The following is a 22,576-nucleotide window of genomic DNA, read 5'->3' on the forward strand; positions in this document are numbered from 1 at the left end:
GCTCGAATCCAGGCGGCACAACAAAACCAGGGAGTGGATTGGCCACAAATCAACACCGATAAACACAGATCGCTAGAGACGGTAGACTTTCTCTAAGAAGCCCGAACCCAATGTATTTGACACTTCAAACGCACAGCCGATGCCCTGCTTTGTCAGCGTGTTCAACTCGTCGTCGTTCATCTGTGTTGATCCGTGTTCATCTGTGGCTACACCCGCAAGACCGGCCGGGTGCTTTTGCGAAGCTCATTGCAGAAGACTTCCAGACTTGTGCCATATGCGGCTGCACCAGGTCGCTGATTCGCCACATCCACTCACACGGGGAACTGCATGACATTTTAAGTCCGCTGCGGATGAAGATCTCATCCATCCGGCAACGTGGCAAGCGATCCCCGCACATGCAACGGCGATGGCAGCCAGCAAGCCTTCAGCAACGGGGCACGTTAATGTTTCCCTCCTGATGCCTACTTGCTCCGGAGTCGGCCACCGGTGCAGCGTAGCCTACCGTCAACGTTGAGTCCAAACACAGTTCGAGCAAGCTTCGCCCTCGATGCAGCGGAGTATGATGAGAGTTCGTGATCCACTAAATGTTTGAGACGCACATTAGCTGCAAACCTTTGTGATTACGGTTTTAGCTTCTTGCTTGGCACGGATCAGTCTTCTTCGTCATCCTTGACGAGTGTGAATAGCTCATCCAATGTCATTGAGGTGTGTTGGATGTCGGCATTGATCTTCAATGAAAACCCTTGTGGCTTCGCCAAGTTGGCCGCAAAAACGTGGCCTTTCAGTTCAATCCCACCGCTATCTCCGATCCCAATATGGAATGTGTCCGTCCATACTTTCCGTCCGGGCTGAAGGTTGCCGCAGTCAACTTCGACTTTCATGTGCTGGTCATTCTTGTCTATCTCGACATAGCCAGCGTGGCGCAAAGCCGGGCGAAGGTGAAAGTTTTTCATTGCCGGGGACGACAGCAAACATTTTCGACGTTCAGGTGCGTCTGGGATCTCTGAAGCGTCGGAAAGATTGAATCCTTGTCCAACGGGTGCAGCGATCTCCAGACGAACATCGTTTGCTGGAACGTCACCAGTATTCGTGACAACCAATCGGACTTCTTTAACGAGTCGTCGGATGAACTCGTAATAAGCAAGATCGTGATAGAAGGCCTCGTTCAGTCTGTGCATCGGATCGAGTGACGAAGCACTCGGCATTTGAAAGCTCCGTCCACCGGGAAGTTGCAGGGAGCGGGGGCCATCGTCCAGCAACGGAATTTCATCCGACTCGGGCATATCACAATATTCAGCGGCCCATTCCATCTGGACGCCCAAACTCTGCTCCACATCTGGGCGAGCAAACTCGACGCTCACTGATGCTTCCTTGGGTTCAGTCGAGTGCCCGCTGCCCATCAATGCGATTTCATCAGGATCGGCTGGCTTCGATGGATCGGTCGAACTTCCTCTGCGAACGTAGACCTCGCCCTTTTTGAGCTTGCCGTAGTCACGCTTCAAAAAGACAGGCCGCTTCTGCATCGCAATGCGAATGACGCCAACCTGCTTGCCGTCACAGTCGCACGCTTCGTAACCAAACTGCACAGGGCGATTCGTCAGGTTGTTCACGAATTGCTGTAACGAATGATCTGCCAAATGGTCGAAGATTCCGTAGACGGTACTCTTTCCGCCTTGGACCTCTTGCACTCCGATCAGAATGAAGGCTTCACCACGACGCCAGCAATTCACGAAGCCGATGATATCCTTGAGGAGTTCGGACTTTTCCTCTTCGGTTGCCTTGGCGAACGCGTACTGGTCCCTTTTGAAGTCCAGCGTTGGTCCTTCTTCTTCGTAGAGCAGTTGTTCGATGAAGTCGCTGTTCACTGACCTCGCCTTGGCTGGATTGTTGCCATCACCGAGTCGCCAATTCGGCGAGCCTGAATAAACACGTCGTAGTCCATCAAGCTGTCACCGCTCGAAAACGTCCACGTACTGAGGTTCTCGTCCCCGGACGTGTCCGAATCGGCGTTGTCGTGAACGGTGGAAAAGAGAATCGACGATTCCGGCACTCGCATGTTCCACCGAGTTCTCAACCCGATGTCCAAAGCCGCTTCGTTGGGGACCGTGATTCTGACACGCAACTTTTCCTCGGGCACGTCATCGAACATTCGCATCTGCTTGAGGCTGCGGCGTTCGCTTTCGGAATGAGCCATCCGAATTTCGACATAGAGCATTGGTGTCCGCATTCGCCGTTGGCAAGCAAAGAGCGTAGACTGAAAGCTGGCGGAAGCACAGAAGTCTTGGCGAATTGACTCAATGTGCTCGAAGGTAAGCAGTTCGCCTTCACTCAAGCTGGAATTGAACAAGGGGGTGAAGATGGAGTCGTAGAACCCAACATGTCCGGCGATCTGATCCATCAACCGTTCAAGCGGTTCGTCAGTGGATCGGAAAACCTGCTTATCTACACTTTCTTCGACAAGCAGGTGGGCGATCTCATGCCACCGGGTGAAGAATCGCCGGGCAGCTTTGTCGCCACGGCAGTCGATGACCGCGACGTGTGTTCCATCCTTCAGTCGCACCATCGTCCCGTAAGTGTCGTCGTCCATGTCAACGCTCAGCGCAGCAAAGACGAACTCGCCCAACGGGACGTACTTGGCCTTGAGCCTTTCGAAGTCATCGTCGGTGTTGATCTCCTCAAAGACCAGATTCAGCCGATTCGTGACGACAGCCTCAAGTTCGTCCACCGAGTTCACACCACCGGCGTCACGAACCCAAGTGTCTATTTGGTCCTGACAAAAATTGATGATTGCTGCGACAGGAGAACCAGTGAGCCCCAGTTTTTCAGCAAGATTAACAACATCTTGTTCCTGATCCAATTTGTTCATAAAAATTCCTTCACCGCTTCATAGAACTTCTGCCAATCGACCTTTTCCAGATCGCCTTTCTTCGTGCTGCTGCGGTGGGCGATGATTTGGTTTTGCATTTCCAGCAGGGCAATCGCCTGCCGGAAGCTCAACCCCTCGTCCCCGGCGAATTCGGCCAGAGCCTTCGGTATCTGAACCTCTCTTTCGGGCTCCTTGGTCGCCTTCTTCTTGGCGTTCTTACCTGTCATCAGATAGTCCAATGACAGGCTCAGCGCACGGGCGATATCGAGGAGCTTGTCAGCCCCGACGTTGCGTTTCCCATTTTCGAGGTCTGAAAGGAAGCTCTTGCTGATCTTGGCCTTGTTGGCCAGATCGTCCTGCGTCCAGTCAAGCTCATCACGACGGGATTTGATTCGTTGACCGACAGTTGCCATGGCGGCACAACCCTCTAGCTGCATTTCGATGACCATAAAACGAACATCCTACGGTTTTTATGTGTCCGCTTCAACCAGATGGTCCGGCGAGCCGCCAGCTTGACTTCTTGCATAGCGAACAGATAGCATGTAGCGACTTTGGTGTTTGCGGCGAGTTTTCGCCCAGTGTTTACTCGATCTGCCACGGAGAAATCGAGATGGCGTGGAATGAGAAACGGTCACGAGAGCGTGTTAAAAAGAACGACTTCAGTGACTTCGATATCAACGTCCAAGACCTTTCCCGGTCGATGGACTTCAACAAGCTCGGGAAGAAGGACGTGCGTCGGGCCGAGGGCGTTCACCTCTATGTGGACGTTCCCAACTTCCACCGAGCAGTGGACGACGCCGGAAATGACAAGCAAAAACAGCGAAAGCTGGTACGTGCTTCGAGTGTTCTGCGCCGGATTCAGGGGAGCCTGATGGGCGATGACGATGTTGGTGACATCCAACGTCAGACCGTCCGAGCGCACGGCTTAGTCTTCAAGCCGTACAACGGCAAAGACACGACAAAGGATGGCGACCGGGCAAAGCAGGCGGTGATTCACGCCATCACACAGAACACCTACGTCCTTGATGTTTTCAATAGCGTCTTCAGCGACGTGCGGAACTTCAGCAGTGCCGTTGGTTTGGCCAGTGGCACGAGCTACATCTGTAACATCGGCAAGACCGGCAAGCGGGAACTGATTTCACTGGGAACCTGCGCCAACCTTGCAGCGAAAATCATCGGCGGTCGGGATTCGGTCACGATCACCGATTCGATGTACGACGTGCTACCCGAGTGTCTTCAAGGTGAATTTGTGAAGGACAAGATAGTTGCCGATGTGCAGATCTACCGGGCCACAGGAGTTCGATGGAGCCGTAACACTGAACTCGCAGAAGAACTTGGCGTGGACTGGGATGAAGGTAAATGGAAGAAGGAAACGGAGAAACACCGGGACAATCTTCCTCTCGATCAGATCAACATTTCGGAAGCGACCACTCTGATCGACGTGTCGAACCTAACTGAACGTAACTGCAAACGAACCGAGGCGGTCACGTTCTGCGCTGACCTCGACGGATTCACTCGGTACGTCCAAGAAGCTGAAACCGACGATAAAGTTGTCAGCCTGATTCGACAGTTCCACATGATCCGGGCCGAATTCCATTCGGTTGTGGGCACGGACTACGATGGGTTGGCTTTGCAGCATCGAGGGGATTGCATCCTTGGCATCTTGCATTTGCCATCAGGCAACGGGAAGCATGAGGATCGTTGCAAAGATGTCGTTGATCTGGCGATTGGCCTTCAGTCCTCGATGGAGCATGTTCTCAACGATCACTTGACTGACCGTGAAGACATCCACGTTGCCGTTGGGATGGATGTCGGAAAAGTGATCGTTTCACGACTCGGCAAACAGGGTGAGCGCATCACTATCTGTTTCGGCCGAGAGGTCACAGAGGCCGAACGCCTTCAGGTGATTTCTGCTGCCAAACAAATGCGAATCTCCAGCGAGATCTATGACCAACTGGTTGACGAGGATGTTACGGAAGAATTCACCAAACGGGGGTCAGCATATGTTGCCACCAATCTGACTTTTCCAAAGCTGGACGAAAAGAAGGAAGAGAAAGCAGCGGTGGCAGGGAGTCTTGGTGCCAGCGTGAGCAATGGGCGCATCAAGGTGACGACGGCGGCGACCGCCACGGCGACTCGACCATGGCACAACAGCAAGCCATGGAGGTCGGAGTGAGCCAATGTACTGGCATGAAGCGAACCCGAGTCGCTGGAAGCAGGAGCAGGCAATCGCTTCTGATTTGCTTGACGATTTCGAGGCTGGAATCGATGGCGACCGGACTGCTTTCATTGGTGGAACGCTCGGCGTGTATTCAGCACACGGGCACCTGTACGAATCGGCCACGCTCCACATCGAATATCCGAAGACATTCCCTGCCCGGAACCGGCCGCCCTCTGTCTACCTCAAAAGTCATCGGGATCGCTGGAAGAATACCGGAAACAGTCACATCGAAACTGACTGGCGGCTTTGTCTGTTTGTGCCCGGCGAATCAGGAATCGACTTTGCTGACTCGACCTCACTCAAAGCCCTGTTCGCCGTGATCCACACCTTCCTGTTCAAGCAACGCATTTATCAGAAGCGACTCGCCAAGACAGTCCTCTCTGGTGAAGTGGCGCAATGGCCTGGAGAAGATCGCTCACATGGCGAACGAGGAATTCGAGAAGCGATTCAATCCATGAGCGGCATCGGCAGAAACGCCCCTTGCCCATGCGGCAGTGGTCTGAAATACAAGAAGTGTCACATGCGAAAATTCGAGCGACGGTAATGCGAGAGAAAAATGATTGAACGATTTCAAGGTGAGGATGGCAGGCGCTTGCTGACGGAAGTGCTGTGCGATCTGGGAATTGTTAATGGCAACGAAACCGTTGCCGCCAAGCTGACTGAGGTGGCTCAGCTACATGAACTCGAATCTGGCGATGTCCTGATTACACAGGATGCGGAAGACAACGACATCTTCCTGATCGTCTCTGGCAGCTTGACCATCGAGGTGAATGGTCGTCCAGTTGCGACACGAAATGCTGGAACTCACGTTGGTGAGATGGCGTTGATCGATCCGAAGGCACGCCGCTCGGCAACCGTGCTGGCTGCTGAGAGATCGGTGGTTGCCAAGGTCACTCAGCCAGCACTCAGCCGCTTGGCCAATGACACCCCTGATTTATGGCGGCGGATTTCTGTTGAACTTTGTGACCGGCTGCGAAATCGGAACCGCCTTATCCGTCGCCCAAATGAAGTCCCTAATGTTCTCATCTGCTCGTCCGCCGAAAAGCTGCTTTATGCGGAAGGGATTCAGTTGGGGCTCGATCACCACAACAGCAGCGTATCGGTATGGACCGATCAAGTGTTCGGCCCGATGAAGCAGACTATGGAAGACCTTGAGCGAGAAGTGTGCTCAGCAGATTTTGGCGTCGCCGTTGTGATGGATGAAGATGTGACACGCAGCCGAAAAGAACAGAAATCTTCGCCACGAGACAATGTGATTTTTGAACTCGGCCTCTTCATGGGGCAGCTTGGCCGGGAGCGAACGGTCATCGTCAGCCCACGAAACATTGATCTTAAAATGCCGAGTGATTTGCTCGGCCTAAACCCTCTGACGTTTTTACTGCCGACTGACCCCGCTGATCCAAAACAGCTGGCAACTGCATTTGGCCCGGTCTGCACACAACTGAAGACTCTTTTCAACCAACTTGGTCCTCGATGAAGAACGTGGGCCAGAAGGTTGAGCAGTTTCTTCGTGTAGCTTGCTCCGGTGGCCGACGCCGGTGTGCTTCCCTGCACGTTCGGGCTTCATCGACTGACGGGTGTTCCAGCGTTTTCAACTGACCGAAGTTGAATATACCGGTGTCGGTTTTTAAATTTCCAAACTGCGGGTGGTGCTGGACACCGTCGTAAGGTTCAATCGGACATTTACACGCACTGAGGTGACAGACGTCGGGCTGGCGTTTAGATGGTGAAGAGTATCGACGACTGACAATTCGTCGTTCACCATCGTCGTCCTGAACAAACATTGGTTGGCATGAACGCAAACGGACCAAGAAAACGCAACCAGATCTTGTATCACTTGATCCCCCCCAGCGATCGGTTGAGAAAATAATCGCAAATGCAGTCAAACGAGCGAAACTCATGTCGCGTTGCTGTGTTCACTCAAGGGCGGTTGTTTATCAAAAATCTGCGTCAGGCGTTCCAGTAAGTTGTTCTCTGTTCTGCGATGCTTTGCTGGAAACGATGGGACGACGCAATCATTGTCGTCGGACTAAACTTTGGACGATGAGATTAGATGCGTTAGCCGTTCCTACCTAAATTGACGAAACATTGATCGACAACATGACGCTTGCCGACAAAAGACGGATTCCTGCCCGACTGTGCTGCCTGCTGTGGTCTTTCGCATTCTTGCTGAGCGGATGTGGCGGCACCATCAATGCCGATTCAAAAAACGCACCAGCGCCTAAAGAAGTGCCTACGTTGAAGGCTGAAACCATGCTGGTTCAGCTGCAACGATGGCCGACAGTGGTTCGCAGTCAGGGAAGTCTGCATCCCGATGAGCAAGCCGTGATCGGTGCGAAAATTGGTGGACGTGTGGATCAGGTGCACGTCGAAATCGGTGATTTCGTTCAGCAAGGTGATTCGTTGGCGACCCTGGACCAGCAAGAAGCCAGGCTTCGTGTCATGCAGACCGAAGCACAATTGTTACAAGCACGTGCGACCGTGGGCCTGGAAACCGATCAGACCGCCGCCGATCTGAATCCGCAAAACGCCGCTCCGGTTCGCGAAGCCAAGGCGATTTGGGACGAAACCGTTGCTGTGTTTAAGCGTGCCCAATTGCTGAAAGATCGCAATGCATTGTCCGCCGCGGAATTCGATCAAGCTGCGGCCGCCGAACGGGTTGCCGAAGCGCAACACATTTCGTCGCTTAATGCCGTCGCGGAACGACTCGCCGTGATCCGTGTGCGGGAAGCAGAATTAGCGCTCGCCAAACAACAACTCATCGATTCAGTCGTGAAGGCTCCCTTTAGCGGTTACATTCAGCAGCGTGATATCGCACCGGGGGCCTACGTCGCGACCGGCCAAGCGATCGCCGTGCTGGTTCAAACCAGTCCATTGCGTTTTCGTGGTGCGGTTCCGGAACGGTTCGCACAATCGTTGCGACTGGGCCAAGACGTTCGGTTGACCATCCAATCGGTTCCCACGCCAGTGGCCGCGACGGTCACGCGGATCAGTCCCATGCTGGATCCGCGTTCGCGGACGCTGATGTTCGAAGCCGATGTGGACAATGAAGATCAACAACTGCGAACGGGTTTGTTTGCCGAAGCGGAAGTGGTGATCGACCCGGATGCAAACGCCATCGTGTTGCCCAAATCCGCTGTGGTTGAATTCGCAGGCAACCAAAAGGTTTGGAAGGTTGTCGATGGAGTCACGGTCGAACAAACCATCACCACGTCGGAGTTCCGCGGCAACCTTTGCCGTGTTGACGAGGGAGTCAACGTCGGCGATCAACTGTTGGTGGACGGCGACCGCGGATTGGTGGCCAAAGTGATCGCGCCCGGATCGCCATCGAAACTGCCGACGTCAGAGACGACAACTCCGGCGTCGGAGACGCCGGAATCACGGGAGACTTCGGAAACCCATGCCGACGCGGCTTCCAGTGTCAGGGAAGCTTCGTGAAACGCCCCCATTTTTTCTTGAAGGGAGCCGGCGATGTACTGGTTGGCTGAAGTTTGTGTGAAACGCCCCGTGTTTGCGCTCATGCTGATCACGGCATTGGTGGTCGCTGGCATGGTGGCGTTTCCGTCATTGGGGGTCGATCGTTTTCCCAATATGGACATGCCGCAGATTTTCGTGAACACGGAATACGTGGGCGCGGCGGCCGAAGAAATCGAATCCGAGATCAGCAGCGTGATCGAAGATGCCGTTGCGACAGTCGCCGGAATCGAAGAACTGCGATCGATTTCGCGTGACGGACGTTCGTTTGTCATCATCACCATCGAACTGGATCGTGACATCGACGCGGCGATTCAAGATGTTCGCGATGCCGTTGCTGGCGTGACCAGACGTTTGCCAGCGGGGATCGACCCACCGATCGTCGACAAGCGTGACTTGGATTCGTCACCGATTATGACGTTGGCGGTTTCAGGGCAACGCTCGTCGCGCGAACTGTTTGTGTTGGCGGATCGCTACGTGAAGAATGTGATCGAGTCGTCTCGAGGCGTCGGAGAGGTCGTGATTGCCGGCGCCGCGGACCGGGCCGTTCAAGTCAACATCGAAGCAGATCGGTTGGCCGCGCATCAACTTTCGATTCTGCAAGTCCGCGAGGCCCTGGTACGACAGAACGCAGAGGTTCCCGGCGGACGAGTTGACAATGGTGGCCGTGAATTGACCATGCGAACGCTCGGACGCATCGATGATTCGGCTGAGTTTTCCGAGTTGGTCGTTTCGACCGTCGATGGAGTCCCCGTTCGATTAAACGATTTGGGCACCGTCACCGACAGTACCAAAGAAGTCCGCACGTTGGCGCTGTTAAACGGAGAACCCGCCGTGGTGCTGGAAATCCAGCGCCAATCCGGCGAAAACACCGTCGCGGTCATTGAGGGTATCAAAGAACGACTGTCGCGCAGTGAAGCTCTGTTGCCTGATGATGTTTCCGTCACCATCATTCAAGATCAATCGCGGTACATCGTCGAAGCTCTACATGAAATCGAGCGCCACTTGGTCTCCGGCAGTATCCTCGCCTGCCTGACCGTATTGCTGTTCATGCGATCGTGGCGTTCAACGATCATCGCGTCGGTTGCGATTCCCGCATCGATCATTGCCAGTTTTGCGTTCATGCGTTGGTTTGGATTCACGTTGAACAATGTCACCATGTTGGCGCTGGTGCTGATGGTCGGCGTCGTCATCGATGATGCCATCGTCGTTCTAGAGAACGTGTTTCATTGCATCGAAGAAAAAGGCATGGATCCGGTCACGGCATCCATCGAAGGGACACGCGAAATTGCATTGGCCGTGTTGGCAACCACGATTTCGTTGGTGATTGTTTTCCTGCCGGTGTCGTTTCTGTCCAGCGTGACCGGGCGAATGCTATTCCAGTTCGGTGTCACAGCAACGGTCGCGATTTTGATTTCGATGCTGATTAGTTTTTCACTGACGCCGATGATGTGCAGCAAGCTGCTGCGGAAAAGCAAAACGGCAGGATCGGGTACGGCACCTGCATCACGCCGAGGGCTGTATGCGTTGGTCGAACGCGTTTACCTTTGGATGCTGTCGTGGGCGCTGCGACTCCGTTGGGGCGTCCTGGCCGTTGTTGTGATTGTGATTGCATCGAATGTACCGCTCAGCCAGTTGGTACAGCGGGATTATGTACCACTGAACGTCGATGAATCGGAATTCGAGGTCCGTGCCGAGGCACGACAAGGCGCCAGCATTTTGGCAATGCGGCAAGCAATCAACCGGGTTCAGACGGTACTGAACCAAGTCGAGGGAGTCGAAACAGTCCTGGCGACGGTCGGTACACGAGGCGGTGGCGATGTGAATCAGGCCGGTTTCTTCATTCGGTTGACCGATAGCCAAGAGCGTTCCTTCTCTCTCACACGACTTTGGAACGGACTGTTAGCGGGCGACCCGGGGGCTGCGTGGCGAGGGAATTTCACCCAGCGCGAGAAAATGACGGAGATTCGTGGTCGTTTGAAAAGCATCCCTAACCTGCGGCTATCCGTCCGAAACCTGACGTCGCTTCGGCAAGGCGCACCGGTTGATATCGACATGGCTATCACCGGTCCCAATGCTGATCGATTGCTGTCGTTCAGCAATGAACTTCGCGAAAAAGCCAAGCAAATCCCGGGGCTGGTGGACGTGTATTCGACACTGCAGATCGACAACCCCGAACTGCTGGTGCGTGTCGATCGCCCCCGTGCCGCCGCAATGGGTGTGGAGGTGCAAGAGATCGCCGATACGTTGCGAGTCGCCGTCGGTGGCGACGATCGGGTGTCCAGATACTTGGATCGGACGGCCGGCGATGCGTACGACGTGGAATTACGATTGGTGGGTGTCGACCGAAACGATGTTCCGTCAATCTCTCAGTTGTATGTGCGAACCAACCCAACCAACCAGATCGGGGCGATGAATTCGGTTTCCAGTGTGAATACGATTTCGACCAGTCCATCGGCGGTACCCGGCACGTCCTCGCTGACACGACTGGACAACGTTGTCACATTTGGTTTCAGCACCTCTGCGTCGCGAATCGACCGCCTGAGTCGACAGCGGATGGTTTCGGTACGTGCCAACATCGCTGACGGTTACGCGCTGGCCGACCGAATTGAAGCGTTGCAACAAGCCGCTGAAGAGATCGGCATCCCGGTTGGATTCAATGTCGAAGTCCTTGGCGGCGGACGTGAACTGGAACGAACGATCGCGGATTTCGGGTGGACGTTCATGCTGTCGTTTGTGTTCATGTACATCGTGTTGGCGGCACAATACGAAAACATGGTTTACCCCGTGATCATTTTGTTGTCGCTGCCGATTGCCGTCCCATTTGGATTGGTCAGTTTGTATTGGGGCGGCGAAACACTGAATCTCTATTCCGCGCTGGGGATCTTGGTGCTGTTTGGAGTGGTGAAAAAGGCGGCGATCTTGCAAGTCGATCATACCAATACACTTCGCGACCAAGGCATGCCTCGGCATGACGCGATCATGAAAGCAAACCGCGATCGTCTGCGCCCGATTCTAATGACCACCATTTCGTTTGTCGCTGGACTGTTGCCGTTGCTGATTGCAACGGGTCCCGGCGCTGAAGAACGCAGATCAATCGCCGTCTTGGCCGCCGGCGGTCAAACATTGTCACTGCTTCTAACCCTGCTTGCGATCCCCGTGCTATACACGTTCATCGACGATCTAAGCCAAATCGGATCAAGAATGTGGTGCGGCAAGCGCGTCGTCTAGACTTTGATTTGCACCAACTGACGTCCGAACAGCGACTGCAGAACGATTCCTAACGAGACGCCACTGGGGTTTGTCACAGATCCGCGTACAGACGATCGAACAGGTACACACCCAGTCGCATCCCTTGCTCGACCTGCAAGCGATGCGTCGGGTCGTCCCACTTCGGCGCGACCAAGGAGAAAAAATCGGCAGCGTGCTGTCGATCAATTTCCGCGTGTAGCTTGTAGTGCACCAAGTCATCTTGGCTAACCCAACCACGTTGCACGACACTGCGTCCAATCAGGGATGCGATCTCGGCGAACGCGAATTCGATGATCCCTAAACAAGCCACGCCGACGCAAATGGGTTGCTGCGTGCAGGTGCCGATCAATGCCAAATTGAACGCTTGCACGGGCGGTTGTTGGTCGCCCAGCAGTGGCCGATTCGATGAGCCCCCTAGTGATTCAAGGAACTTTCGAAACGTGGCTTCATGAAATGCCGAGCGACGAAATTCACCATGTTCTTCGACGATGTTTTCCAGGATGTTCAGTCGGTCTTCCGGATCGTCAATCCGCATCATCAGCGCCGACATTGGCCGACTGAAATACGTCACGGCAAAATAGAATTGCTGTTGTGATGCCAGAAATCGTTTTACGGTCATCGCGCCCGATTCCAGATCGCTGAAGTACGGGTTTTCGAGGATCGCGGAGTCGGCAATCACACGGCCGGCCAATGCGGTGACTCCAGCAAGGTCCGAGAGTGGCGAATGATTCATGTCCAGCTAAATCTCTGATGTGTTGATCGACCACCTTCCAACTTTGATCGGATGATCAGGAACCGCATAGCCATAAACGATGGCCGGCGCGACGACCAACCGATCATCTGCGATCCGTTCAACGAACTTTTCACGATCTGATTCATCGACAGCAACAAACAGCGCCGGAATCCGTTGGTGGAAACACTCGGTTCGCGCAGCCTGGATTAGATCATATCCGTCACGAAAATTGCGGTAACTGAAACAGGATAGGTGAGCGGAAATCATTTCGCCGGCCGGTTCGACCAACAACCGTTTGGCACGCCGCGTGTCCTCCAAAATCCCGCACGCCGTCACTCTCCCCGATCGATCGTTTTCTTGTTGTAACCCGATCGGTTCGATCTGACTACGCAAACCGGGATCGCCACTTTGATTGGCATACGTATCCGGCATCAAATCGACGTGCATCCGAGTAACTGCGTCCACAGCGACTCGCGTGGTTTTCGATCCCGGATCGCTGATCGATTGAGTCCGGATATCGCTGGGGATTCGCAGTATCGAGAGTTGGGCCAATGGCGCAAAGCGTTCGATCCCCAATCGTCCGGTGTAGTCCGTGGGGATCTGTGAAGTCCCATCCATCACGACGCCAAATCCAAACTGGGCCTGTTGGCCGATCCAATCTTTGACGGCGGCGAACAGTTTGATCAGTACCCGACCTCGGCCGATACCGGCAGGCTTGATTTTTAGATCACAAAAATACACTCCGCGAACCACTTCTCCGCCGGGTTGGTGCAAATCACACAGCGCGACGCTGATGACGCCATGAACCATCCCGGCATCGCTTGCAACAAAACAGCGTGCATCGCCGATAGCTCGAAAGAATCGGGTGTAATCATCACCGTGGGAAATGCGAAACGACGCATCACTGCCAAGCGGGTAGTGAAACTGGGATTCGAATTCGTGAAGCGCCGCGGCAAACGGGTCGGGTGGGCGACGATCAAACACATCAATTTTCATTCTATCGCACCACGCTGCCGGCGACGTCCGATGTGTAACTCTCGATAGAAAAAACTGCGATCTTGGTCGTGTAAATGCTGTGACCAGTCTTGATCCCATTCCACGCCCAAGACAAGTTCTCGAATTCTCAACATCGAATTCAACTGACGGATGACAACGATCCCACCGGGCGTCAGGCAGCGCGAGACGTCGGCCAAGACTTGACGGGCTGTTTCCAGCGATACCCAATCAAGTGTATTAGACAGATGGATCAAGTCATAACTGCGATCCGGCTGAGATGCGAGAACGTCATGCATCGAATCGCAGGTCACGTCAATGGGAAACTCGATCGACTGTGGCTTGGCATCCAACCAAGGCCAGCGAACGGTCGCGAAGTGTCCCAAAAAAAGTTGATGTAAAAACGGATTGGTTGACGCCGGTGACCGAGCGAGTGCGCGACGCATTTGTCCGCAAAAATGTTTTGCGAAGGAGGTGACTCGGTTGGCGGTCGCATCACGCCCAAAAATCGTCTGCAAAATTTCCAATTGCATCACATCATGCCACGCCGTATCCAGCGCCCTACCCAACGTCGTTTCTGGCGCAGCAAACGCCGCCTGTTGCGAAGGATCGTCCATCAACATCAGGGACTCGACTTGGTCGCGTACCGGCAACAGTCGTCGCCGCAGTTCGGCAAACAAAATCTCGTAGCGCCCGCAATGATCGGGACCGATTTCGGACACCCATGCCAGTGGTCCGAAAACATCGCCTGACTCACCCAACACTTCCAGACGCCGTGCGAGTTCCTGTTGCCGGTCGTCGCAGTCCATCGTCAAATGTCCCAGCAATCGCTGCCGCTGAATGGGTGTTGCATCCGTTAGCAATTGCAACTTCAGCCGAGTCAACGCCAGCTGCGACGGATTAATATCAACCAATTGCAACGAGTGCAGTGGCATCGTCGAAATCAACGCAGCGGTTTCGCCGCCGGACGCCACCATCAACACTCTCGGTCGCGCGGCCGCAAGACTTCGCACGATTTCTTGATCAATCCAAGGGTCCTCACGGACCTGTGCGAAAGCAACCGGCAACTTGGATGCAACGTGTATCCAATCACTACCCATCATGTCGACGACCTCCGACCGAGAGGACTGCGCAGCCAACTCTTGCGAATAAACTCGCACACGAATTCGAAATACGACGCGACAAAGGGTGCCTGACGCGATTCCAGTTGATCGCCAATTTGTGCATGCAGTTCGCACAAGTTGTGCCAGGGTACTCCCGGAAACAAATGATGTTCCAGGTGGTAGTTTTCATTACACATGAAAAACTTGGTCACTGGATTGGTCAGAATGGATCGAGTCCCACGAATCGGATCGTCCGGATGTTCCAAAAACGTATGCTGGCTCATCCCGCGAATGTTGACCATCGTGTTGATCAAGATCATCGGGATCAGCCAAGCATGAATCATCCACCCAGTCGGCAACCAAACGACGGCAGCGGCCAGCCCGACGATGACCAAACCGGATTCAAACGCGATCCAGCGACGCTCGGAAACATCGGCTTGACGATATCCCAAAATGGGAATCATCGTGATGTAGACCGGATAGCCGATGATCAACCGTCCCCAATGCATCAAGAACACCAACCAAGTCCAGCGACTGTAATTGTCATAGTGATCGGGGTCGCCAGTGGCACCCAGATGAGCATGATGGTCAAGGTGCAGCACACGGTAAGCAGAAAAATTCTGCAGCACCGGCAGGGCGCATAGAATGCCGCCCCAACGATTGAGAGTGGGGTTATTGGCCAACACGCCATGCACCGCTTCATGCGTAAACAGGCTGATCCCGTGCAGTGATGCCGCCGCGACCAGGTACAGTGGCAAGCACACCAGGATCATCCCCAGCGATGACCATTCGGTCGTGCGAATCGCAAAGACAGCGGCGATGGCAACGGCGTACAGTAAGGCAAACCATACAAACCGGACCAGCGATTGATAGTTGCGCGAGTGCAATCGCAGAAACTGGTCGGCGGCAAGGGAAACGCCATGCACGGACACAGCGCAGCGGTTCTCTGGTAAGCGGTCTGTCGAATCCATCGCTAGGTACTTGAAAACGTTCCCCGAACCGAACGCCCAAACAAAAGGAGTTCGCCACCGCAATTCAGGGCGATTAAACCATTAGAGCCCCAATCGCTCTTTTGCTTCGGCCGCCCAAGGACTTTCTGGGGCAAGTTCCAAAATTCGCTCCCAATGCCGCAGCGATTCGGATCCTTCGCCGACCTTGTCCAGCGTTTTCCCCAACATGTAGTGCACATCGGCGTAATCGTCGTGCATCGATAGTGCACCGCGAAGCGCAGCGATCGCCAGTTCATTTTGGCCGAGTTCGGCTAGTACGGCACCCAGACTGGCACGGGCTTCGACGAAATCGGGATCCAATTCGATGGCGGTATAAAAACGTTCGCGGGCGGCGAACAGATGGTTCATTCGATACAGCAATTCGCCGATTTGGAAACTGATATCCGCCCGGGCACCGTCACGGGCCAAGATCGTGTGATACATCGCGACCGCGGTTTCCAAATCGTCGTCGTCTTCCGCTTCGTAGGCGGCGATCAGCAATTCATCTTGATCAAATTGACCAACCACCGACACCATCGGCGGATCGTCTGGATGTTGAAACGCAATCACGTCGTGGCCGCGATTTGAATCCGACTCGGCGGGCTGGGACGGCGTTTCCAAGGCATCAAAATCGAATCGCATTTGGCCGCCGGGCTCGATCAGTCCGCCGCCCTGACGCAACAGGACCTGTTTGCCTTCGACCAAAATCGACAACTGGTCCAGCGGCCGGCGGATGTTGGGCAAGACTTCGATCAATTCGACCAAACGACTTTCGATCGTAGCAGGACTGGCCCCGGCGGCGATCCAGCCTGCCAGTCGTCTCGCCGTGGCGACTTCCGCATAGTCGAAGTACGGCAGTTTATGCAGCGTCACCACCGGCGTGATCAAACCGCGCCGGTGCCAGCGACGGATCACGCGCACCGAGACCTGCAATAGATCTGCCAACATCGCCGGCGTGTGGTAACGGCGCACGGGTTGTTGATCGTCAAACAACCCCAACCGTTCCCACAATTCGGTTTCATGCAGAATCTCCATTTCCCCCCGCGCGGCGCGTTGGATCAAATTCGGCGGCAACAACTCGTGTTGTGACAGCGGCGGCTGCTCGGCGCCGATCACAATCCAATCGATCGCCAGACGCGACGGACTGTCCGCCAGATCGGACGCGGCGGCATTGCGTGGCAGTTCGACCACGATCGCCTGAAAGGATTGCAGCAGGTTGGTTGCTTCGCGGCGGTTCATACTGCCCAGCCGACCGACCAATGCCACGCGTTTGCCGGCCACCGGATGCAGCTGCTGATACGGCTGCCCCGGCTCAACGGCATCCATGACGTCCGTCTCATCGCCAATCTGGTCATCATCACTCCCCAATCCGGGGTGACCACCAGACCGCTGCCGATCGATCTGGTCGTCGGTTCGCGTCGCATCAAGAAACGAAATCACTTGACGTGACGGCGGATCATTTGTGTCGGTCGGCTCAGTCAACGTCAACTCGGAGAAATCAAATACGTCGTGTGACGGATCAAAGCACTGTCAATCAATGCAATGTTTGACGGCGATTATCGCAGAATACTCGTTCCTAGGTAGTCGCCCCTGGCGAAACTCTGCAACAATACGATCCCGCACAACACTAGACGGTTCCGTAGGCTGTTTGTTGCTTGTGCCTTTTCGGCAGATTCTTTTCTTTGATACGGGATACGCGGCAGATGCTGCTGGTCGACTCGCTCACCAAACGGTTCCCGCTGGATGATGGTGTCCTCACAGCGGTCGACGATGTTTCGTTTCGAATCGATCCGGGAGAGGTGTTCGGATTGCTGGGCCCCAACGGCGCCGGCAAAACAACCACCATGCGGATGATTCTGGGGCTGTTGGAACCAGATTCCGGCTATGCCGAAGTCGGCGGGGTCCGCACCGCCAACGATCCGATGGCCGTCAAAAGCCGGTTGGGGTTCGTGTCGTCCAGCGATGGTGTGTATCCCTGGCTAACGGTGCGCGAGATGCTGTTGTATTTCGCCGACCTGTATGCGGTGGATCCCAAGGTCGCCGCCAGCCGCTGCGAAAGCTTGACCGACATGATGGACATCGGCAATCTGCTCGACCGCCGCGCCGGCGAACTGAGCACCGGCCAACGCCAACGCGTGACACTGGTCCGTGGCTTGATACACGATCCGCCTGTGATGTTGTTGGACGAACCGACGCGAGGTTTGGATGTGGTCGGCGTACAAACGATTTTCGACTACATCGATATTTTGCGTCGCGGCGGCAAAGCCGTCGTCGTCTGCACGCACCGTTTGGACGAAGCCGAACGGTTGTGCGATCGTTTTGGTCTGCTGCACCGCGGACGACTTAAATATTGCGGCACTCTGGATGATCTGAAACAGGAAACCGGGCAACAGTCCTTGGTCGATATTTTTGTGGATTTAATCAGGAATTAAACGTACGTGCCCAACGCTTCCCATGATTCAGGCTCGAATCCATCGATTCCACCACCGCGTCGTCGGTCCAGCCAGGCCAACAGCCGGCTGGCTCGACTGTGTCAAAAAGAACTTCGCGAAACCCTGCGTGACCGCCGCACCATCACCACGCTGTTGCTGATGCCGTTGCTGGTGTATCCGTTGTTGAGCATGTCGCTGAATCGTTTTCTGATCAATGCGACCGCTGGCACCACCGAAGCCACTCCCTACACCGTCGGCGTGAACACCGATGCCGAAGGGGAACAGTTGGTGCGGTGGTTGGAAGACCCGATGAGTCAGCCGCCGGACGCCATTTTGAAAGCCAGCCGTGGTCAGCTGGCAAAGTTCCGTGTCGTCAACACGATGTCGGTGGACTCATCCCCCGAAGAGGCACTCAAAGACAACAAGATCGATGTCGCCGCCGAAGTCAAATCGGGGCACCCGCCCAGCGTTCGAATCACCGCCTACAAAGGCGACGTGGACAGCGCCGGCGCCCAGCGGGTACTGACCGAACGACTGCAGTGGCTGCGACTCGGACGCGCCGAATCAGCTGCCATGGCCGCCGACGCGGAGTACCAGCCGCCGACCAAAATCACCGTCGATCGCGTCGGCACGATCGAGAAACCGTCGATGCTTGGCACCATCGTCCCACTGGTGCTGGTGCTGATGACAATCACCGGCGCGGTGTACCCGGCCATCGACCTGACCGCCGGCGAACGAGAACGCGGCACGATGGAATCACTGATGGCATCGCCGGTGCCACGCTCGTATATCCTGTTCTCGAAATATGTCGCGGTGGTGGTGGTGGCGCTACTCACGGCGATGGCAAACCTATTGGCAATGTTCACCACGCTGTGGGCCGGACGACTGTTGCCCCTGCTGACCGGTGGCGATGAATTCCCCTGGCTGGCCGTGCTACAGATCCTGGGATTGCTGGTGTTGTTCAGCGGATTTTTTGCCGCTCTGCTGCTGTCGCTGACCAGTTTCGCGCGCTCGTTCAAAGAAGCCCAGGCCTATTTGATCCCCATCATGCTGCTGTCACTGACCCCCGGCATGCTGTCGCTGATGCCCGGCGTCACGCTCAACGGTCCACTCGCCATCGCACCGCTGATCAATATCGTGCTATTGGCCCGCGAAGTCCTGCAGGGCACCGCTGAAGCCGCCCCGGCCATGATCACCATCCTCAGCACGGTCGGCTATGCCGCCGCCGCGATCGCAGTGGCGTCCAAATTATTCGGCAGCGATGCGGTGACGCGAACCAGTCAGCAATCGTTCGGCTCGCTGCTGCACCGCCCCAATCGCCGGTCCGCCGCCCCGTCGCCACAAACCGCCGCGATGACGTTGGCACTGCTGGTTCCGATTTATTATCTGGTCAGCAACGTGTTGATTCGGATCGTCCCCGAACTGTCGATCAGCTGGGTCCTGGCGCTCAATGCCATCGCTCTGATTTTGACCTTTGGTTTGATCCCGTTGGCCGCCGTCGTGCTCAGTCGCTGTGAGTACCGGACGACCTATCGGTTGACTGCTCCCCAACCGCTGGTCCTGCTGGGGGCTTTCCTGATCGGACTGGGAGCCTGGGGATTTGCTCACGAATCGTTTGTCCTGGCCAAGCAATTGGGAATTGGCGGATTGGATGCCGAGCGGATTGAACAGACTCAGCAAACCCTGGATGCCCTCAAAATCGCTCCCACTTGGTTGCTGGTCGGCTGTTTGGCACTGGCCCCCGCGGTGATCGAAGAATTTTGCTTTCGCGGTTTTTTGTTTTCCGCCTTCGGGAAAATCCTTTCACCCACAAAATTGATCGTGACCACCGCGGTGATCTTTGGCCTGTTTCATGTCGTCACCGGCAACATGCTGCTGATCGAACGCTTTATCCCCACCACGCTGCTGGGATTGCTCCTGGGCTGGATCGCCTATCGCAGTGGCAGTGTTTGGCCGGGTGTGTTGATGCACCTGACGCATAACGGGCTGCTGAATCTGGCTGCCAAATACAAAGACAAACTGGATTTCCTAGGCGCCGGCTACAGCGACCAATTGCACCTGCCACCGATGTGGCTGGCGGTGCTGTCCAGCACCACCCTGGCCGGAATCGCGATCGTTTGGTTTGCAAGCCGATCGCCTGCGGAACAGGACCCATCGATTGGTGCTCTGGAGGGTTCAAGGCGCCCATAACGGCAACGGAAGATATCGTGTAGGATGCCCAGATTGACTCCGTTTCGATCCCATTGATCCCGACGACAATACGAATGTCTGACGTCCCGCCCACCGACACTGATTCCGCCACAACGGGCCAAGACAATTCCTACGTCGTCGTCGCGCGACGTTATCGCCCCCGCAGCTTCGATGAACTGGTCGGCCAAGAACACGTCGGGCGAGCCTTAAAAAATGCCATCGATACCGGCCGAGTCGGCCACGCTTATCTGTTCACCGGTGCTCGTGGAGTCGGCAAAACGAGCACCGCCAGAATCTTTGCCAAAGCGCTGAATAACCCGGATGGGCCGAGTGCCGATCCAGATGCCGAGAGCGATGTCGCCCAAGCAATTGATTCCGGCGAAGACATCGATGTGATTGAAATCGACGGTGCCAGCAACCGAGGGATCGACGAAATCCGATCGCTGCGGGCCAATGTTGGCGTCCGCCCGAGTCGTTCGCGATACAAGATCTATATCATCGACGAAGTCCACATGTTGACCTCGGCGGCCTTCAATGCGTTGTTGAAAACGCTGGAGGAACCGCCGGAGCATGTGAAATTCATCTTCTGCACCACCGATCCGGAAAAAATGCCGATCACGGTGCTCAGCCGCTGCCAGCGGTTTGATTTCGCCCCGGTCGAAGTCCCCAAAATTGTCAAACGACTGCGCGAAATTGTTACCGCCGAAAACGCCCAGGCCGACGACGCCGCACTGGAATTGGTCGCCCGACGCGCCGCCGGATCGATGCGGGATAGCCAATCGCTGCTGGAACAAGTCCTCAGTTTCAGTGACGGCAATCTGACAGCCGACCAAGTCCATTCGATGCTGGGGACCGCCGACGACGAACGGTTGCATGCACTGGCCCAGGCGATGTCAAATCGCGATGCCGCCAGCGCCCTGGGACAACTGGATGCTGCAGTCGATGCAGGGGTCGATGCCGGCCGGCTTGCGGAACAACTGCTGGGCTACTTTCGCGACCTGATGGCGGTGACCGTCGGCTGCGATTCTTCGCTGCAACGCCACACCGCTGCTTCGATGCATCCCGAACTCAAGGCACTTGGCGATGCTTGGGGCCTGCAGACGGTCCTGGCCGTGGTCGCCATGATCGATCAGACCCTGGTCCGAATCCGGCACAGTGTTTACGGCCGAGTGCTGCTGGAATCGACTGTGATTCAGATTTGCAATCTGCCTGATTTGCAGTCGATCGCTGACTTGGCCGCTGCCGCCAGCAGCGGTAAATCGCTCAGCGCCACCGCCGCCGGATCGGCAGAAAAAAAAAAGCTAGCGCCCCGGCCTAGACCGCCCCAAGCTCAACCACCCGGCCAACCGGTTACAGCCCCCGTTGCCACAGCGGCAGCTGTTGTCGCGCCCAGTGCTGCATCAAGTTCACCGCCACCGCCGGCCCAACCGGCACCATCTGCGGCACCATCGGCAACCACAGCGACCTCCGACGACGCCCCCCAGTCACACTCGGCGAATGGCCCAACAGCGACAGCTCAGCCCCCGGCCACAGCGACGGCCGGGGGAACGAAATTGAAACTGTCACACGATACGGTCCAGAAAATCTTCCAGATGGCTCTTCAGGGCCTGCAGCAAATGACGACCTCGATCGCATCGATGGCTCAGGTCCAGTTCGTCAGCGAATCACAGATTCAATTGGTGTTCCCGGCTGATTCATCGATGTCCATGAAACGAATGGACCTGCCGGAACACCGCGGCGCGGTCTGCGACGCATTGGCAGAGGTTGTCGGACACCCCGTTACGCTGCAACTGGCCGCCGGAGCCCCATCGGCTAGCAAACCCCACGCCCCCAAGCCAGCGCCCAAAGCGACTGCCAAAGAAAGAATGGAGCGGATGCGAGAGATCGAATCGTACCCCTGGGTTCAAGCCTGCGTACAAACCTTCCAAGCCGAAATCGTCAAAGTCGACGCCAAACCCCAGTAGGCCAGGTGCAACCAGGCGTCATACACCCGCTGGTGTGGAGGATTTATCCGACTCTCCGATTCGATACACCCAGTAGGCCAGGTGCAACCTGGCGTCACACACCCGCTGGTGTGGAGGATTTATCCGACTCCAGATTCGACACACCCGGGGCCCTGTAAACCAAGCCAATCTTTCACTGGGGTTGCTGCAGCGCCGAAAGGCAGCGCCAGGTTGCACCTGGCCTACTAGCAGCGCGGGGACAGACCCCGTTGGTGTGGAGGATTTATCCGACTCTCAGATCCGACACACCCGGGGCCCTGTAAACCAAGCCAATCTTTCACTGGGGTTGCAGCGCCGAAAGGCAGCGCCAGGTTGCACCT

18 protein-coding genes are annotated in these 22,576 nt (G+C 55.7%); 9 read left to right on the forward strand and 9 right to left on the reverse strand.

Annotated features, from left to right (window positions below; genetic code table 11):
* Window positions 1-72: 72 nt before the first annotated feature.
* From NHH03_RS28050 to NHH03_RS25460, 3 genes are all read right to left on the reverse strand, one after another.
* Complete coding sequence (locus NHH03_RS28050) at window positions 73-180, reverse strand: GxxExxY protein (RefSeq protein ID WP_261364454.1); 108 nt, start codon at window positions 178-180, stop codon at window positions 73-75.
* A gap of 470 nt (window positions 181-650) precedes the next feature.
* The gene (locus NHH03_RS25455; RefSeq protein WP_253161082.1) at window positions 651-1,865 is read right to left on the reverse strand and encodes an AlbA family DNA-binding domain-containing protein; all 1,215 of its coding nucleotides are present in this window, start codon (window positions 1,863-1,865) and stop codon (window positions 651-653) included.
* Entirely contained in the window at window positions 1,862-2,194 is a 333-nt protein-coding gene (locus tag NHH03_RS25460) for a hypothetical protein (RefSeq protein WP_253161084.1), read from the reverse strand. The genes NHH03_RS25455 and NHH03_RS25460 overlap by 4 nt, the downstream gene beginning before the upstream one ends.
* 105 nt (window positions 2,195-2,299) lie before the next feature.
* Between NHH03_RS25460 and NHH03_RS25465 the strand changes: the two genes are divergently transcribed.
* Window positions 2,300-2,890, forward strand: a complete 591-nt coding sequence (locus tag NHH03_RS25465) for a hypothetical protein (RefSeq protein ID WP_253161086.1) — start codon at window positions 2,300-2,302, stop codon at window positions 2,888-2,890.
* On the opposite strand, the gene NHH03_RS25470 is transcribed toward NHH03_RS25465, so the two are convergent.
* Entirely contained in the window at window positions 2,863-3,315 is a 453-nt protein-coding gene (locus NHH03_RS25470) for a helix-turn-helix domain-containing protein (protein WP_253161088.1), read from the reverse strand. The two genes, NHH03_RS25465 and NHH03_RS25470, sit on opposite strands and share 28 nt — an antisense overlap.
* Window positions 3,316-3,476: 161 nt before the next feature.
* Between NHH03_RS25470 and NHH03_RS25475 the strand changes: the two genes are divergently transcribed.
* The 5 genes from NHH03_RS25475 (at window position 3,477) to NHH03_RS25495 (ending at window position 11,792) form a co-directional block, all read left to right on the forward strand.
* Window positions 3,477-5,042 (forward strand): adenylate/guanylate cyclase domain-containing protein, encoded by a 1,566-nt coding sequence (locus tag NHH03_RS25475; RefSeq protein WP_253161090.1) that lies wholly within the window; start codon window positions 3,477-3,479, stop codon window positions 5,040-5,042.
* Window positions 5,043-5,046: 4 nt separating this feature from the next.
* Window positions 5,047-5,631 carry an SEC-C metal-binding domain-containing protein gene (locus NHH03_RS25480; protein ID WP_253161092.1) on the forward strand — a complete coding sequence of 195 codons (585 nt, stop codon included), beginning with the start codon at window positions 5,047-5,049 and terminating at the stop codon, window positions 5,629-5,631.
* A gap of 12 nt (window positions 5,632-5,643) precedes the next feature.
* The gene (locus tag NHH03_RS25485; RefSeq protein ID WP_253161094.1) at window positions 5,644-6,564 is read left to right on the forward strand and encodes a TIR domain-containing protein; all 921 of its coding nucleotides are present in this window, start codon (window positions 5,644-5,646) and stop codon (window positions 6,562-6,564) included.
* A 623-nt stretch (window positions 6,565-7,187) separates the two neighbouring features.
* On the forward strand, window positions 7,188-8,525 hold the full coding sequence (locus NHH03_RS25490) for an efflux RND transporter periplasmic adaptor subunit (protein WP_253161096.1): 1,338 nt from the start codon (window positions 7,188-7,190) through the stop codon (window positions 8,523-8,525).
* Window positions 8,526-8,558: 33 nt separating this feature from the next.
* Complete coding sequence (locus tag NHH03_RS25495; protein ID WP_253161098.1) at window positions 8,559-11,792, forward strand: efflux RND transporter permease subunit; 3,234 nt, start codon at window positions 8,559-8,561, stop codon at window positions 11,790-11,792.
* Window positions 11,793-11,865: 73 nt separating this feature from the next.
* On the opposite strand, the gene NHH03_RS25500 is transcribed toward NHH03_RS25495, so the two are convergent.
* From NHH03_RS25500 to NHH03_RS25520, 5 genes are all read right to left on the reverse strand, one after another.
* A complete protein-coding gene (locus NHH03_RS25500; protein WP_253161099.1) occupies window positions 11,866-12,546 on the reverse strand; it encodes a TenA family transcriptional regulator in 681 nt (226 codons plus the stop codon).
* Window positions 12,547-12,552: 6 nt separating this feature from the next.
* Window positions 12,553-13,542: a hypothetical protein gene (locus tag NHH03_RS25505; RefSeq protein WP_253161101.1), complete on the reverse strand. Its 990-nt coding sequence runs from the start codon at window positions 13,540-13,542 to the stop codon at window positions 12,553-12,555.
* Window positions 13,539-14,699, reverse strand: coding sequence for a DUF3419 family protein (locus tag NHH03_RS25510; RefSeq protein WP_253161103.1), 1,161 nt, complete (start codon window positions 14,697-14,699; stop codon window positions 13,539-13,541). The genes NHH03_RS25505 and NHH03_RS25510 overlap by 4 nt, the downstream gene beginning before the upstream one ends.
* On the reverse strand, window positions 14,639-15,613 hold the full coding sequence (locus NHH03_RS25515) for a fatty acid desaturase family protein (RefSeq protein WP_253161105.1): 975 nt from the start codon (window positions 15,611-15,613) through the stop codon (window positions 14,639-14,641). Before NHH03_RS25515 ends, NHH03_RS25510 begins: the two co-directional genes overlap by 61 nt.
* Before the next feature lie 81 nt (window positions 15,614-15,694).
* The gene (locus NHH03_RS25520; protein ID WP_253161107.1) at window positions 15,695-17,113 is read right to left on the reverse strand and encodes a MerR family transcriptional regulator; all 1,419 of its coding nucleotides are present in this window, start codon (window positions 17,111-17,113) and stop codon (window positions 15,695-15,697) included.
* 221 nt (window positions 17,114-17,334) lie between these two features.
* Here NHH03_RS25520 and NHH03_RS25525 point away from each other — a divergent pair, with 221 nt between their 5' ends.
* The 3 genes from NHH03_RS25525 (at window position 17,335) to dnaX (ending at window position 22,217) form a co-directional block, all read left to right on the forward strand.
* The gene (locus tag NHH03_RS25525) at window positions 17,335-18,063 is read left to right on the forward strand and encodes an ATP-binding cassette domain-containing protein (RefSeq protein WP_253161108.1); all 729 of its coding nucleotides are present in this window, start codon (window positions 17,335-17,337) and stop codon (window positions 18,061-18,063) included.
* A 6-nt stretch (window positions 18,064-18,069) separates the two neighbouring features.
* Window positions 18,070-20,253 (forward strand): ABC transporter permease subunit/CPBP intramembrane protease, encoded by a 2,184-nt coding sequence (locus tag NHH03_RS25530; protein ID WP_253161110.1) that lies wholly within the window; start codon window positions 18,070-18,072, stop codon window positions 20,251-20,253.
* A gap of 74 nt (window positions 20,254-20,327) precedes the next feature.
* Entirely contained in the window at window positions 20,328-22,217 is a 1,890-nt protein-coding gene (gene dnaX / locus NHH03_RS25535; RefSeq protein WP_253161113.1) for a DNA polymerase III subunit gamma/tau, read from the forward strand.
* Window positions 22,218-22,576: the final 359 nt, after the last annotated feature.

The sequence above is a fragment of the Stieleria tagensis genome (assembly GCF_024129865.1).
Classification (GTDB): Bacteria; Planctomycetota; Planctomycetia; order Pirellulales; family Pirellulaceae; genus Stieleria; species Stieleria tagensis.